The organism is Nitrospirillum goiasense (assembly GCF_034427435.1).
Classification (GTDB): domain Bacteria; phylum Pseudomonadota; class Alphaproteobacteria; order Azospirillales; family Azospirillaceae; genus Nitrospirillum.
In genome coordinates this window covers 1,362,543-1,378,095 of the sequence record NZ_JAXQNP010000003.1, presented here as the reverse complement: position 1 = coordinate 1,378,095, position 15,553 = coordinate 1,362,543, and the positions used below count along the sequence as shown (strand labels likewise).

Genomic DNA, 15,553 nt, shown 5'->3' with positions numbered 1-15,553 from the left:
CCCCCTCATCCTCACGGGGCGTCGGGGGCCACGCGGACCAGGGATTTCCCCCGGTTCAGGCCGCGCATCAGCGCCTCGAACTGGGCTGGCGCCCGCGCCAGCCCGTCGGCCACATCCTCGATCACACGCAGGCGCCCGTCCTCGACCCAGGGAACGGCCACGTCCAGCCATTCCCCCAACCGGGCATGGAAGTCATAGACCACCAGGCCCAGGAGATGGGCCCGCTTGGCGATGATCGGGATGATGGGCACCTGCGGCGGCGGGCCGCCGTGGTAGTGTTCCACCATGCCGCACAGCACCAGCCGGGCGCCGATCTGGATATGGGACAGGGCGGTGGCCAACTGCGTGGCGCCCACGTTCTCGAAATGAACGGTGGACCCCGCCCCCAGGGCGTCCGCATAGACCGGAACCCAATCGGGGGCGTGATAATCGATGCAGGCGTCGAAGCCATAGACGTCACGGACCAGGGCGCACTTCTCCGGCCCGCCGGCGACGCCGACGGTGCGGGCGCCCAGCAGGCGCGCGATTTGCCCCGCCGTTCCGCCCACCGGGCCGGCGGCGGCGTTGACGCTGAAGACATCGCCAGCCCGCACATGGGCCAACTGGGTCACGCCCGCCCAGGCGGTCAGCCCCGGCATGCCCAGCACCCCCAAATGGGCCGAGGGCCGGGTGACCTTGGCCAGGCGCCGCGCCTGGGCGGCCGGCAACAGGCCGTGGTCGGCCCAGCCAACCTCTCCCGCCACCAGATCCCCGGACTTGAAGTCGGGATGGACGGAACGGACGACCTCCGCCACGCACTCGCCGGGCAACGACTCCCCCGGCAGCGGCGCCGGCAGGCCCATGTGCCGCCCGCGCAGGCGGGACCCGATATAGGGGTCGAAGGACAGGTACAGCACCCGCACCAGCAACTCCGCCCCCGGTTCCGGATCCGGTAGGGCGCGCTCCCGGATCTCAAAGTCGGCGGCAATGGGCAAGGCCCCCACCGGACGGCGCAAGACCACCTCAAGACGTCGCATCGTTGACCCTTTCACATAGTCCAGGTACAGGCGCGGCCCGGACCCCAGGCTCCACCAGGGGGGCTGCCAGGATCGGCACAGAGCAGCAGCGGATGATCGGCAGGGGGAGTAAAGGGCGAACGTCGCGACTGACCGTTGCGTAGACAGCGTCGCCCTAACGGCCGGCTGCGCCACCGCACCATCCCGACGGCGATGCGCCGCCATCGCCCATCCCCCCCGCCACTCGCCCTGGGCTGGTATGGCATTTTAATATATCAATAGATCAACTATTTACTTCAGATGGCCGGCCTGCGGACAAACCCCGTGACGGCCATTCCCCTTGGGGGAAGAGGATGGTGCTGTCTAAAAAGCCGATAAAAAACAGGAGGCGGGGCATGAATTGGGATTACACGCGCCAGTCATCGAGCCTGGTGATCATGGCGATGCTGAGCTTGAACGCGCCGGCCTGGGCCGCCGACGCGCCCACCAGCGATGACCAGCTGGAGGACATCACCATCACCGCCCAGCGGGTGGGCCAGCGATTGCAGGACGTGCCGGTGGCGGTAACGGCCCTGACCGGGGCCACCCTGGACCGCATGGGCATCACCACCGCCAGCGACCTGGGCCGCATCGCGCCCAACGTGAACTTCACCAGCGGCAGCGGCGGCACCACCCAGTTGCGGCCCTATATCCGCGGCGGCGGGGTCAGCGACGGCGGCAACGTCACGTCCGAATCCGCCGTGGGCATCTATGTGGACGACGTCTATCGCGCGCGACTGTCCGGTGCGGTCATGGACTTCCTGGAGCTGGACCGCGTGGAGGTGCTGCGCGGCCCGCAAGGGGTGCTGTACGGCCGCAACTCCTCCGCCGGCGCCGTCAAGCTGGTCACCCGCGCGCCCGACCCCACCCCGTCCGGCTTTGTCGAGGGCGGCTTCGGCACCTGGAACGAGCGGCGCTTGAAGGGCTATGCCACCGACGCCATCAGCGATAACGGGGACTGGAGCGCGTCGCTGAACGGCATGGCGCGGGGCCGCGACGGCGGCCGGCAGTATGACGCGACCCTGAAAAAGGACGTGGGCGCCGAGGAGTTCCAGGGCCTGCAGGCCGATGTCGCCTATGCCGGCGCCAGCCCCTTCCATGGCCGCTTCACCGCCTTTTACACCAACCTGGATTCCGACGGGCAGTACGCGGTCCCGACCAACCCCTATGCCAACGGCGTGGAAAGCCAGATCAGCACGCTGTCCGGTTCCTACAACACCACGCTGTCCCCCTACCCCTCGTACACCCATACCCGCCAGTACGGCACGACGGTCAATGTCGGCGCCGACTATGACGGCGGCACCGTCACGTCCATCACCGGCTATTCCCACCTGACCAACAACTGGGCGCAGGACTTTTCCGGCGGCGTGCCGGCCGCCGCCCTGGGCCTGACGACGGGCGGCTATCTCGCCCTCTATATCCGGGACAGCACGTCCACCCAGCATCAGATCAGCCAGGAATTGCAGGCGGCGGGCAAGGCCTTCGGCGGCTTCCTCGACTATGTCGGCGGCCTCTACTACTTCACGGAATCGACCCGCCAGGACATCCTGCAATCCATCTTCCTGACCCCCTCGCCCCAGGGCTACGCCGTCGATACCGACAGCTACGCCGCCTTCGGCCAGGTGACGGCCAACCTGACTGATCGCCTGGCCCTCATCGCCGGCGGCCGCTACACCATGGACCAGAAGCACCTGTCGGCCTACTACGGCACGGCCGCCATCCAGCGCGACGACACCTTCGTGCGCTTCACGCCCAAGACGGGCCTGACCTACAAGCTGACCCCGGACACGCTGGCCTATTTCACCTACAGCGAGGGCTTCAAGGCCGGCGGCTACAATGGCCTGGCCGGCAGCATCGCCCAGATCAACGCCCCCTTCCGGCCCGAGGTGACGGAGGCGAAGGAGGCGGGGCTGAAGACCGAGCTGTTCGACAACCGGGTCAAGGCCAACGTGGCCCTGTTCCAGAACGACGTCCACGACATCCAGCAGCTGTTCAACCTGGCCGACGGCACCTTCCTGGTCGACAACTTCGACGCCCGCATCCGGGGGCTGGAGGCGGAGGTGTCGTGGCGGGTGGTGTCGGGCCTGACCCTGTGGGGCAACGCCTCGTTCAACGATGGCACGTATACCCGCGGCGGCAGCAGCGCCACGGTCAACGTGCAGGGCAAGAAGGTGGTGAACCTGCCCGACACCCAGTTCAACGTCGGCGCCGACTATACGGTCAGCCTGGGCCGGGGCACTTTCAGCCTGGGCGCCGACGCCCTGTTCCGCAGCGACGTCTATTCGACCATCGACAACGGCGCCATCGGCCATGTGCCGGGGCAGAGCTTCCTGAACGCCTATGTCAGCTATGAATCCGGGGCGTGGACCTACCGCGTGTCCGGCAAGAACCTGCTGAACCAGAGCGGCTATGTCACGGGCTTCGGCTTCTCCGTCATCCAGCCGCGTTTCAACCTGGACCCCCGGACGGTGCTGGGGACGATCCGCTACACCTTCTGATCGGATGGCCAATAAAGATGCGGCGTGGGCGATAAGCCCACGCCGCAGCATCCGGATACGCAGGAAGGAACGGGCACGCACCAGCGGCGCGGGATGGTGACCCGTGCCGCTATAGCCCGCGACTGCGGGCGCCGGAGATTTCTGGGGAGCCGGAGGCGGACTGGAAATCGAGGATTAGCCGAGGCCACGGATGTGGCCGCCCGGCGCGTGAGGGGGCGTTTGAGCGGTCACGATCAAACGCCACACACATCAGACGACGGCGCAGACCGTCTTCCATTCCAGGTAATTGTCCATCGCGGCCAGCCCGCTGTCGCGGCCATAGCCCGATTGCTTGACGCCGCCGATGGGCAGGCTGGCGTCGTACATGGAATGGGTGTTGATCCACACCGTGCCGGCCTGAAGCCGCCGGGACAGGCGATGGGCGTGGGACAGCGACTGGGTCCACACGCTGGCCGCCAGGCCATAGACGCTGTCGTTGGCGGCGGCCACCACGGCATCGACGTCGGTGTAACGCTGCACCACCAGCACCGGCCCGAACACCTCTTCCCGCACGATGTCCATGGCGGGGTCGACCTTGGCGATGACGGTCGGCTCGATGAAGGTGCCGGCGGGGCCCAGGCGTTCGCCGCCCGCCACCACCGCGGCGCCGGCGGCGCGCGCCCCCCGATCAGCCCGGCCACCCGCTCGGCCTGGCGGGCCGACACCAGGGGACCCATCTGCGTCTCCGGGTTCAGGCCATGGCCCAGGCGCAGGGCGCCGGCCTGGGCCACCAGCCCTTCCAGCACGCGGTCATAGATGTCGGCGTGGACATAGGCGCGGGACCCGGCGACGCACACCTGGCCACCGTTAAAGAAAATGGCATTCGCGGCCCCCGGTATCGCCAGGTCGAGATCGGCGTCGGGCAGAACAATGACGGGCGACTTGCCGCCCAGTTCGAGCGTCACCCGCTTGAGGTTGCCCTTGGAGGCGTCCAGGATGGCGCGGCCGGTGGCGGTGGACCCGGTGAAGGCCACCTTGTCCACGTCCGGATGGGCCGCCAGCGCGGCGCCGGCCGTGGCCCCCCGGCCGGTGACGATGTTCAGCACGCCGTCGGGCAGCCCCGCCTCCATCATCAACTGACCCAGGCGCAGGGCGGTCAGCGACGTGTCCTCCGCCGGCTTCAGCACCACGGTGCAGCCGGCGGCCAGGGCCGGGGCCAGCTTCATGGCCGTCAGCACCAGGGGGGAGTTCCAGGGCACGATGGCGGCCACCACCCCCACCGGCTCCCGCAGGGTCCAGGCCTGGACCAGCTTGCCCGCCGGCTGGTAGGTCACCGACGGGCTGATCGTCCGCCCCTCGATGCTCAGGGCCTGGCCGGCGTAATAGCGGAACTGGGCCACGGCGCCGGGGATTTCGGCCCAGCGGCCGACATACAGCGGCTTGCCCTGGTCCAGCGTCTCCAGCTCCGCCAGCTCGTCGATATGGGCTTCCAGCACATCGGCCACCCGCCACAGGATGGCCGCGCGCTGCGCCGGCACCAGGCCCGCCCAGGCGGGGAAGGCGGCGCGGGCGGCGGCCACCGCGGCGTCCACGTCCGCCGGGCCGGCATCGGGAACATGGGCCAGCACCTGGCCCGTGGCCGGGTCGGTCGACGGGATGGACTGGCCACCCACCGCCTGCACCCAGCGCCCGCCGATGAGCATGGCACCCACCGCGGGCGCCGACAGCACCGCGCGCGCGGCCTCGGTCGCCGGCGCCACGGCCGAGAGCAACTCCACCATTTCTGCCTCCTTGTTCTTGTAGGGGTATGGCCCCTCAATCGCCGGGCGTGATCAGCCCGGCATGTGGCCGGCGCTGTTTTCCAGGTACCAGCGGGCCAGTTCCTCCCGCGTGGGCCACCAGACGCCGTCCAGCCCCTTGGCGAACTCCAGGAACTCCCTCAGCGCGCGGATGCGATAGGCGCGGCCCGAGACGTGGGGGTGCAGGCCGACATTCATCAACCGGGCGGTCTTCGCCCCCTCGGCATGCAGCGTCGACAGTTCCTCGATCAGGACGTCGCGGAAGGCATCCGTGCTGAGGCCCCGGCGGGTCAGCAGGGTGAAGTCGTTGATCTCATTGGAATAGGGCACCGAGACCAGCGGGCCGGCAGCGGTGTCCAGCCGGTAGGGCTGGTCGTCGTTCATGATGTCGCAATAGAACAGGAAGCCCTGTTCCGCCAGGATGCTGGCGGTGTTGAGCGTGCCGCGCAGCGACGACGACAGCCACCCCAGCGGGCGCCGGCCCACATACCGCTCATAGGTCTCGATGGTGCGCAGGATCACGTCCCGTTCCTTCGCCGGATCCTTGGCGAAGTTGGTCAGCAGTTCTCCCTGCTCGTAATTATGCGCCAGCAGTTCCCAGCCGCGCTCCAGGCAGGCGTCGGTCATGGCCCGGCGCCGCTCGAACGTCACGGCGTTGGTGGTGCAGCTGGCCTTGACGCCCATCTCGTCGAACAGGTCATAGAGGCGCCAGATGCCCACCCGCTGCCCGTATTCGCGCCAGGTGAAGTTGGGAAAGTCGGGCGTGTCGCCCGGCAGCACGTCCGGCAGGATGGCGGGGCCGCCGGCGTAATAGGGGCGGTCCGTGTCCTTGGTCAGGTCCCAGGTTTCCAGGTTGAACGTCAGGATCAAGGCGACCCGCTTGCCCTCAGGCAGGCGCAAGGGGCCGCGGGCCGGCATGGGCACATAATCGTAGCGCAGCATGGATCAGAACTCCTCCAGCAGGCGGCCGAAGCCATAGACCTTGTCCTGGATGCCGTTGGCGCGCAGGGCGTGCCAATAAGTGGCGGTGTTGATGGCGATGACGGGCTTGCCCAGCCACATCTCCGCCGCCGCCGCGAGGCGGACCATGGACAGGTTGGTTCCGACCTGCAGGATGGCGTCGACGTCGTCGCCGTCCAGCTGGTGCAGCGCCTGGCGCAGGGTGGGGGTGTCCACCTTGGCGATGGACGTCCAGGACGGGCAGCGCAGGGGAATGTCGCGCACGGTCTCATAGCCGTAGTCGGACAGGAAGTTGCGCACCTGGGCGTTGGCCACGGGGTAGTAGGGCGACACGAAGGCGACGCGCTTCACCCCGCCATAAGCGGCGATGGCCGCGGCCAGGGATTCCGAGCCAGTGGACAGGTCCACACCGGCAACCTCGTGGATTTGGCGGCGGAACTTGGCCGCCCCTTCCGCCCCGCCGTAGAAGGTGATGGCCGACATGCCCATGACCAGGTAATGCGGGCTGCACGTCATGACCGAGCGCACCGCCTCCACCGTGTTGTCGGCGATCTGCTGCGTGCCGGCCAGGAAGGTCTCATCGCTGATGGCCTGGGCGTCCGGCACGACGATGCGGCTGTAATGGTTGGTGACGCCCGCCGGCCGCATGTCGTCATAGTCGGGCTGCACGCTGGTGTTGGTGCTGGGGCCCAGCACACCGAAAAGGCGGCGCCAGCCGCGGCTGTCCTTGGCGTCAGTCTGCATGATCGGCAATCCTTTTAAGCACGTCGCGCGGGGGCGACGGTCAAGTTCAGGGCGTCGCGCGTGGGCGCGACGGTCAGGCGATGGCTTCGGCGTCGCGCAGGCTCTGGAACATGGCCTGGCGCAACAGGAACTGGCGGCGCAGCTCCGGATCGGCCCGGGTGCGCAGCAACTCTTCGCGGCGGCGGTCCTGGCCCGCGGCCAGCCCCTGCTTCATCATTTCCATGGTCTGGATGGTCTGGGCCTGGATGAAGCTGCGCGCCGCCCCCCGGCGCTGCCGGTCGAACTGGTCCAGCGAGGCCTCGTCCTCCGTGCCATTGATGATGCGCACCAGGCGCTGGCACAGGTTGAAGGCGTCATGGATGCCGCTGTTCATGCCGAAGCCGCCCAGCGGGTTGTTCAGGTGCGCGCTGTCACCCACCAGCATGGCGCGGCCCTGGCGGAAGCGCTCGGCCACGCGCTGGTGCATGCGGTAGATGGTGCGGTGCTGGGTGGGCACGCCGGTCTTGCCGATGAGGTGCTTGAACACCCGGTCGCGGTTGGCGTCGGACACCAGCTCGCTGTCCGAGGAGTCGGGGTCGGCCGGCAGCAGGATGCGCCAGACGGACGGGACGCGCAGCAGCACCAGCCACTCCGCCGGATCGGCGACGTAGTTCACGTACGCCAGGTTGGGCAGGTAATCCTCCAGCGGCTCCGTCGTCGACAGGCAGAGGAATTTCTCCGGATAGGTGAAGCCCTCGAAGCCCACGCCCAGCCACTTGCGCACGGTCGACCCGGCGCCGTCCGCGCCGATCAGCCAATCCGCCCGCACCCGTTCGATGGCGAACGGGGTTTCCACCACCAGGTCGACGCCGGTGTCATCCTGCGCCACATTCACCAGCCGGTGGCCGAAGCGCACGCTGGCCTTGGGGTGCTGGTCCAGGCGTTCGGCCAGCGCGCGCGCCAGGTGGTACTGTTCGCATTGCAGGCGGAAAGGATAGCGGGTGACGTCGTGCAGTTCGCCCAGGTCGAAGTCGATGACGTCGCCGGTGCCCCGGTCCCGGTAATGGTAGATGGGCGCCTTCAGCCCCCGCTCCAGCAGGAAGGGCGTGATGCCCAGGGTGTCCAGCATCTCCAGCGTCGGGGGATGGAAGGTGGAGGCGCGCAAATCCAGGGCGCAATCGGCACCCGCCTCCAGCACCAGGACGTCGATGCCCTGCTGCGCCAGGAAATAGGCCGCCACCGTGCCCACCGGGCCGGCGCCGGCGATCACCACCTGCGTTCTGATCATCAGGATCAACCTTTGAAACCGGGGCCGTCGAGGGCGGCCGCCATAGGGAAACCGGGGAAGGGGATGGTCAGCGGGTCGCTTCCCGCAGCCAGGCGATCAGCGCGTCGCGGTCGGCCTTGTCGGGCAGGCCCATGAAGGCCATCGTCGTGCCGCTGACCAGGCCGCTGGGCCGCGTCAGCCAGGCGTCCAGGGCCTTTTCGTCCCAGACGATGCCGCTGTCGCGCAGCGCCTTGGAATAGTTGAAGCCCGGCTCCTGCCCCGCCTTGCGGCCAAACAGGCCATGCAGGTTGGGGCCCACCTTGTGGGGCTTGCCGGCCGCGAACTCATGGCAGGTGCGGCAGCGGATGGAGAGCTTCTCGCCCTTGTCGGTCGCGCCCTGCGCCAGCGCGCCGCTGGCGGGCAGAAGCAGACCCAAGGCCAGGGCGGCGGGGATCGCCAGACGGGCGGCGACAGGACGGACGGTACGACCACCAGCGGGATTCCCAGCGGAATTCAAGGATGCCTCCACAGTCAGCTATTCTCTTGTCGGGCCGGGAAACGAGCGGCGGGTGTGGGCGCGATCATCAGCCCCAGTGCCGTTGGCCCGGTGTTGTTGGCCCAGTCTTGTTGGCCCGAATGTCGATGTCGAAAGTCTGGCTTTTAAGGACGTCACTGGTCGACACGCCAAGCCGGACTTGACCACCCTGCGGATAAAATCGGGGGCACCTTGACGGAGGATCAGGCGCCGGCGGCGCGCTTGCGACCGGCCGCTGGCCGCAACGCCGCGCCGATGGCCTGGGCGGTGGCCCGCAGGTCACCCAGGTAGCGGTCCAGGGCGGCCCCCATGTCCATCGACGACGCGAAAAAGATCAGGGTCATGGCCGCCTTGAACTGGTCCCCCAGGAAGATCGGCACCGCGATGGAGGAGGTCTTGCCCGGCGTCAGGTTGTGGTGGTTGAGGTCCTGGACCGCGTATCCCTGACGCCGGATGCGCGTCACGTCCACCAGGGTGGCGGCGGCGCGCAGATAGGCCGGCGCCACCGCGCCCGCCGCTTCCATCCACGCCAGCAGCGCCCGCCGTTCCTCAGCCGGCGCATGGGCCAGCGACAGCTTGCCCGAGGCGCTTTCCAGCAGCGGGACGGTGAAGCCGGGGTAATAGTGATCGAAGGTCAGGGGCGTCTTCGCATGGGTGCTGTCGCGCAGCACCATGGCCGCGCCGACGCGCATGGCGATGGAGACGGGCCAGCCGATGCGCCGCGTCAGGGCCAGGATATGGGGCCGCGCCACCTCCACCAACCGGTCGTCCTGCTGGAAGCCATAGGCCAGGCTCTGGACCAGGGCCGTGGGCCGGTATTGCTTGCGGTCGGGTTCCTGCTCCACCAGCCCTTCGAAGATCAGGGTCTGCACCAGGCGACAGGTGGTGGGATAGGGCAAGCCGGCGGCGCGGGCGATGTCCATCATGGTCAGGGAGCCATGGCGGTTGATGGCCTTCAACACCGCGATGGCACGGCTGATGGCACGGATGGGCACGCCCCTGTCCGTGCCTCCCTCGGCCCGCCCCTCCTCCAGCCGCCCTTCCGCCGACCGCCCCTCCGCCATGTCAGAGGCCCAGGGCGCCGGGGTTGACCAGGCCCGCCGGATCGGCCCAGCGCTTGACGGAACGCAACAGGTCGGCAGCGGCCGGGTCGCGATCCGCCGCCAGGGGATAGAGGCGGCCAACCTGAAGGTGCGCCGCGCCGTGGCGGTGGAACAGGTCGACGATGTCGGCCTTCAGCGCCTCCACCAGGGCCGTGCCTTCCGGATTGGCGGGATAGCGCGCCAGGCTGGCGGCGGCGGCCGGCTCCAGCATGCGGTCGTGGAAGGCGGCGCGCGCCTCCTCCCAATAGATGGCGATCTCATAGAGGAAGGCGTTGGTCGACACGGTGCTGAACATGGCCGCCACCAGCACCTTGTGCCGCGTCATCGCCTCGGCCCGCGCGGCGTACAGGTCCTCCAGCGCGGCACGGAAATCGCCGACCCTGCTGAACGGCAGGATGCCGTGGACGGGCACCCACCGCTCCCCCTTGGGGCCCAGGATGTGGTTCAGCGGCGGGAAGGGATAGGCCCGCACCACCGTGGGCATGGAGTTCTCGATCTCCCGCCCGAAGGGGGCGGCGGCGGCGCGCACCCGGCGCAGCAGGGACCGTTCCTCATCCCGGTCGGCGGCGTCCACGGTGTAATGGGCGGAATAGTTCACATCCTTGAGGAAGCCCCGGCCGGCGACGGCGATCTTGGCCATCTGCCACAGCGCCTCCACCGGCCCCCGACCCGCCTTGCCCACGGCCAGCAGCATCTTGAGGTCGGACTTCAAGTCGCCCATGCCCAGGCGCTGATTCTGCAGGAAAGGATCCAGCCCGAAGCCCTCGGACACGACACCCTCGCGCGCCACCGCCGCCATGCCGCCCAGCAGGCCCTGGAAATCCTGGAAGCCGAAGGAAACACCGGTGGTGATAGGCCGCCGCTTGACCAGGCGGAAGGCCGCCGCCGTCTTGATGCCCAGGGCCCCGGCGTCGCCGCCGAACAGACCCGTCAGGTCGGGGCCGAAGTGACGGAAGAAGGGGGCCGCCGCGCCATGGCCCCAGCTGCCGGTGCGCACCAGGCGGCCATCAGCCAGCGCCACCTCCAGCCCCACCAGGCTGTCGACGGCGGTGCCGTGCAGCCCGGTGCCGTAGGTCACGGCGTTCTGGGAGATCGAACCGCCGACCGTGGCGCGGATGCCGGAGAACGGCCCCCAGAACGGGGTGCGCAGCCCATGCGGCGCCAGGGCCGCGTCCAGCGCCGCCCAGGTCACGCCCGCCTCGGCCACGACATACATGTCGTGCGGGTTGATCTCGACGATTTGGTCCAGGCCGCCGGTATCCACCAGCACCGCGCCCGCCGTGGGTGCCAGATAGCCGCCGGAATAGGACATGCCGCCGCCGCGCGGCACGATGGCCACGCCGGCCGCGGTCAGCATGCCCAAGGCCTGGGCCAGCGCAGGACGGCTGGCGGGGCGCACCACCGCCCGCAGGGGCGCGCCGATGCCGTAAACGTCCTGGCCATGGAAGGCCAAGGCATCGGCGTCGGTCAGGACGGCGGCGTCCCCCAGCAGTCGGCGCAGGTCGCGAATCAGGGGGTCGTCAGCGGAAACATCAATCGGGGTCTGCAGGGGCTGGGTCATGGGGCGGGTGCCGTCCTTCAACGCGGGGCGGAAATCTGAAGCCCCAACCATGCCAGCGCCGGCCCGCCCCGCCTCGCCCCGACGCCCCGACTATCCGGCCTGTGGACAAACCGTCGGCGGCACGACCTTGGGCACAGGCCCCAACGTGCCCAGGGCCGCGGCACCGACCAGGAAGCCGACCGCGCAGGCGCCCAGGCCGGCGCCATATCCGCCGGTCAGGTCATAGAGGCGGCCCACGCCCATGGGGCCCAGGCCGGCACCCAAGGCGAAGAAGCCCAATTGCCAGCCATAGATCTCGCCATAACTGCGCAGGCCGAAATAGCGGCTGACCAGGAAGGCGACCAGATCGACCTCGGCCCCGGCAGCGAAGCCGATCAGCAGGACCGCCGGCAGCACCAGCGCCGCATTGGTCCCCGACATGGTGGCGCCCGACAGGGCCAGCAACGCGCAGCCCACGGCGGCGGCGGCCATGACGGCGGCGGCGACCGCCGGCGGGTGCAGGCGGTCGACCAGGCCGCCCACGCCCAGGCGGCCGACGATGATGGCCATGCCCAGCAGGCTGGCGTACCAGACGGCCGTGGCGCGCTCGACACCGGTGCCGGACAGCATGGGCACCAGATGCACGATCAGGCTGGCGACGGCGAAGGAGGCGAACAGCAGGCCAACGCCCAGGCCCCAGAACTGCCGGGTGCGGCGCGCCTCCGCCAAGGTCAGGCTGGGACGTTCCGGAATCACGGGGGCGGAGGCGGCGACAGCGCCGGCGGCACCGGCGTCGCGGAAGAACAGGCCGACGACGGCCAGCCCCAGCCCCGCCACCAGCGCCGCCTGCCCCAGATAGGCGGCGCGCCAGCCGTGGGAGGTGACCAGCCATTGGGTGAAGGGCGGCGCCAGGATGCCGCAGACGCCGGTGCCCGTCAGCGTCAGGCCCAGCGCCAAGCCCCGCGAGCGGTCGAAGCTGGCGTTGACCGCCCGCGTCCACACGATGGGCAGCGTGCCCGCCCCCAGCACCATGGCGCACCCGAACGCCAGGTAGAAACTGGTGAGCGACGGGCCGATATGGCTGAGGCCGACAAGGCCCAGGGCCAGCAGGAACAGGGACACCATGCCCACGCGCCGCCCGCCCAGGCGGTCGACCAGGCGGCCGACGACGGGGCCCAGCAGGATGGTGGTGGCGGTGGTCAGCAGGGTGGCGCCGGAGATGGCGGTGCGGGACCAGCCGAACTCCTGGGATAAGGGCCCGATGAAAATGCCCAAGGTGTAGAAGGTCAGGCCGGTGATGCCCAGCCCCACGCCGGTGGACGCCGCCAAAACCAGCCGCCACCCCTTGCGAAATTCCTCCATCGCCCCCGTCCCCCTGACTGATGTCATCTAAATTCCCCGGCAAATTCCCCTGGGCCGGCGCTTCAGGGCCGACCGAAGCGCCAGTACAGCAAAGCCGAGGACACGTTCAACAGGGCGGGAATCACGCCGAAGGCAAGCATGACGCCGGTCAGGGCCAGGTCGGTCTGCGGCTGGCCGGCCACGGCCCGCGCGGCGTCGAAGCCGAAGCCCGACAGCACCAGGCCGACCAGCAACGTGCCGCCCAGCGCGAAGCCCACCTTGTCCACCGCGATCCAGGCGGCGGAATAAAGGCCGGCATGGGCCTGATCGTCGCCCGCGATGTCGGTCATCATGGAAAAGCCCAGCAGGGTCCAGCCGGAATTGAAGATGGCGGCGACGAAGGAGAAGGCATAGGCCACCACCGTCCCGGCGCCGGCGCTCATGGACCAGCCCAGGTAGGCCGCGCCGTAGCCGGCGGCGGCCAGGATGTAGACCGGCTTCTTGCCGATGCGGCGGGCGAGCGCCACCCAGGCCGGCTGCGCCGCGACGATGCCGGCGCAGGCGATGATCACCAGGCCGCCGATCAGCTGGAAGGCATCCGTCCGCGCCATGTTGTAGGTCAGGAAATACAGCATCGAGGCGTAGGCCATGCCGGACCCGGCCAATTGCAGCAGGTTGGCCAGCAGCAGGACGGAGAAGCGGGGCGCCGCCAGCGTCGCCACCACCTCCCGCGCGGCCAAGCGGCGATGGGCGGTCTGCGGTGTGCTGGCCGGCGGCGCCTGTCGCCGGGCACGGCCGGACCCGAAATAGGCCAGGACCAGCGACAGCGGGCAGATCACCGCCAGGAACCGGGACATGCCCTCATACGCCGGCTGGCCACCGCCCAGGCTCTGCACCAGATAAGGGGCCAGGGCGCCGCCGACCAGCACGCCGATGGCGGTGAAGACCAGGCGCCAGGCCATCAGCACCGTGCGCTGGTGCGGGTCGCTGGACAGTTCACCGGCGATGGCCAGGTAGGGGACCGAGAAGCAGGCGAACACGGCCATGTAGAGACTGAAGGCCCCCGCCACATAGGCGACACGGCCGGCGACCGGCAGGTCCGGCACATGGAACAACAGGATCAAGGCCACCGGCGCGCCCAGCGCCCCGACCAGCAGCCAGCGACGGCGCGCGAAACGGTGCTTCCAGCGGTCCGACAGGATGCCGACCAGCAGGTCGCACCCCACACCCCAGACCAGCTTGGGCACGAAGATGGCCGCACCCGCCAGCGCCGGCTCGATGCCCAGGACGTTGGTCATGAAGAACATCAGCAACAGCGACGGCACGTCCCGGAAAACCTGGCCGGCGATCTGCCCCACGCCGTAGCCTGCCTGGGCCAGGAGGCCCAGACGCCCGGGTGCTGCGGGCCCCTGTTCGGAAAGCGCGATGCTCATGACGGCGATGGTCCTTACGGTCAGTGTTCGGGCGATCATCAAGACGCCGGAAAGGCGAAGGGACGGCCCCGGCATGGCAAGGCCGTCCCCCCAGGGGCCCCAGTGACCCTGCCAGCGGGCGGCTGGCGGGGTCAGGCGGGGGTCAGCGGCCCGGCAGGGTGCGCGGCGGCGGCGGGGTGGGCGGGGCCCATCCCGCCGGCACGGACGCCGGCGTCTGCTGATGGGCATAGTTCTCGATGCTGGACAGCGATGGGCCGTAATCGCTATCGGGGGCGCTCAGCCATTTCGCGTCCATGGCGCGGGCCTTGGCGACCAAGTCAGGCGGTAGCTGATCGATGCTGGGCACCGTGTTGAAGGTGCAGAAGTAGCTGATGCAGCCGGCGGCCTGGCCCATCAGCATCCAGGGCAGCCAGGGCGTGATGCGCGACCACGAGCCGATGGCCGGGACATGGGTCATGGCCGGGTTTTCCAGATCCTGGCGCTTGATCACGTAATGGAACATCTCCGACACCCGGTTGAACGCGCCCGAGGATTCGCGCGGCCATTTGTCGGGCTGCAAGGCGGACGGGTAGAATAGGTGGATGTCGGTCGACAGGTGCACCGTGCCGTCCGGCCCATCGGTCCAATTCATGAGGAAGGGCCGCTTGGGCGGCTTGTCCTTGTTCAGGCCGCCATAGGACGGCGGTTCCGGCAGGAATTCGCTGATGGTGAAGTTGAAGGGATCATTGGCGATGGGGACGACCCGCACATCCTCGTTGGTGTAGGGGTTGTGCCAGGTATCCATGAGCTGGCCGGTTTGGAGATCGCGGTAAAAACCGATCTCGCGCAGCATGCGGCGCCAACTGCCGTCGGGAAGCTGCTGCGAGCGGACGACGCTGAAGCCATCGACCAGGAACAGCGACCGCACCGGCTCATTGTCGCGCACGCCATAGACGGTGCCGCGGAACCAGCCGATTTTCTGCTTCGTCGGGTCGACATCCATGTCCAGACGGGCATAGGCATCGCGGTTCCACTTGGGATCCTTGAAATCGATGCGGGTGAGAAAGGTCGGGGCCGTCGCCCGCGCGGGTGCCGCCAGCCCAAGCGCGCCGGCCGCCGCCGCCATCGTCGCCAAACCCAGGCTTTCGCGCCTGGTCAGTTCCGGACCACTCATGACTCCGGTGTCTCCCCTGTTCCTGCCTGTTTTCGCCGGCCGGGACGCCCGCCCCGGCCTTGCAATGCAGCGTGGCCCGGAACGGTTCGGTGTTGGAAGGTTCAGCCCCGGCTTCAACCATCAGGTGGACAAGGCTGGGGGGCCGCTTGGCCTGGGCCGGCGATCGCCCGTTCAATTCCCCCGACGCA

General features: G+C 69.1%; 12 protein-coding genes and 1 pseudogene. 1 reads left to right on the top strand and 12 read right to left on the bottom strand.

Annotation, left to right across the window (positions count from 1 at the left end; translation table 11 throughout):
* Positions 1-11: 11 nt before the first annotated feature.
* On the bottom strand, positions 12-1,016 hold the full coding sequence (locus ULB03_RS20360; protein WP_322484903.1) for an NADP-dependent oxidoreductase: 1,005 nt from the start codon (positions 1,014-1,016) through the stop codon (positions 12-14).
* A 374-nt stretch (positions 1,017-1,390) separates the two neighbouring features.
* Here ULB03_RS20360 and ULB03_RS20355 point away from each other — a divergent pair, with 374 nt between their 5' ends.
* Positions 1,391-3,532 (top strand): TonB-dependent receptor, encoded by a 2,142-nt coding sequence (locus ULB03_RS20355; RefSeq protein ID WP_322484902.1) that lies wholly within the window; start codon positions 1,391-1,393, stop codon positions 3,530-3,532.
* Between the two features lie 249 nt (positions 3,533-3,781).
* Here the strand turns inward: ULB03_RS20355 and ULB03_RS20350 are convergent, their stop codons facing one another.
* The 11 genes and pseudogenes from ULB03_RS20350 to ULB03_RS20300 all read right to left on the bottom strand — a co-directional run bounded on the left by ULB03_RS20350 (position 3,782) and on the right by ULB03_RS20300 (position 15,365).
* A complete protein-coding gene (locus ULB03_RS20350) occupies positions 3,782-4,168 on the bottom strand; it encodes an aldehyde dehydrogenase family protein (protein WP_322485241.1) in 387 nt (128 codons plus the stop codon).
* Between the two features lie 89 nt (positions 4,169-4,257).
* Positions 4,258-5,214, bottom strand: a pseudogene (locus tag ULB03_RS20345) (aldehyde dehydrogenase family protein); the annotation flags it as partial.
* A gap of 129 nt (positions 5,215-5,343) precedes the next feature.
* Positions 5,344-6,252: a polysaccharide deacetylase family protein gene (locus ULB03_RS20340; RefSeq protein ID WP_322484901.1), complete on the bottom strand. Its 909-nt coding sequence runs from the start codon at positions 6,250-6,252 to the stop codon at positions 5,344-5,346.
* A 3-nt stretch (positions 6,253-6,255) separates the two neighbouring features.
* Complete coding sequence (locus ULB03_RS20335; protein WP_322484900.1) at positions 6,256-7,014, bottom strand: maleate cis-trans isomerase family protein; 759 nt, start codon at positions 7,012-7,014, stop codon at positions 6,256-6,258.
* A gap of 73 nt (positions 7,015-7,087) precedes the next feature.
* Complete coding sequence (locus ULB03_RS20330; RefSeq protein ID WP_322484899.1) at positions 7,088-8,281, bottom strand: FAD-dependent oxidoreductase; 1,194 nt, start codon at positions 8,279-8,281, stop codon at positions 7,088-7,090.
* A gap of 67 nt (positions 8,282-8,348) precedes the next feature.
* Positions 8,349-8,777: a c-type cytochrome gene (locus ULB03_RS20325; RefSeq protein WP_322484898.1), complete on the bottom strand. Its 429-nt coding sequence runs from the start codon at positions 8,775-8,777 to the stop codon at positions 8,349-8,351.
* Between the two features lie 221 nt (positions 8,778-8,998).
* Positions 8,999-9,859, bottom strand: a complete 861-nt coding sequence (locus ULB03_RS20320; protein ID WP_322484897.1) for a helix-turn-helix domain-containing protein — start codon at positions 9,857-9,859, stop codon at positions 8,999-9,001.
* A gap of 1 nt (position 9,860) precedes the next feature.
* The gene (locus tag ULB03_RS20315; protein WP_322484896.1) at positions 9,861-11,459 is read right to left on the bottom strand and encodes an FAD-binding oxidoreductase; all 1,599 of its coding nucleotides are present in this window, start codon (positions 11,457-11,459) and stop codon (positions 9,861-9,863) included.
* A 90-nt stretch (positions 11,460-11,549) separates the two neighbouring features.
* Positions 11,550-12,827 carry an MFS transporter gene (locus ULB03_RS20310; RefSeq protein WP_322484895.1) on the bottom strand — a complete coding sequence of 426 codons (1,278 nt, stop codon included), beginning with the start codon at positions 12,825-12,827 and terminating at the stop codon, positions 11,550-11,552.
* A 35-nt stretch (positions 12,828-12,862) separates the two neighbouring features.
* Positions 12,863-14,212, bottom strand: a complete 1,350-nt coding sequence (locus ULB03_RS20305; protein ID WP_322484894.1) for an MFS transporter — start codon at positions 14,210-14,212, stop codon at positions 12,863-12,865.
* Between the two features lie 142 nt (positions 14,213-14,354).
* Positions 14,355-15,365 (bottom strand): DUF1838 family protein, encoded by a 1,011-nt coding sequence (locus ULB03_RS20300; protein ID WP_322484893.1) that lies wholly within the window; start codon positions 15,363-15,365, stop codon positions 14,355-14,357.
* Positions 15,366-15,553: the final 188 nt, after the last annotated feature.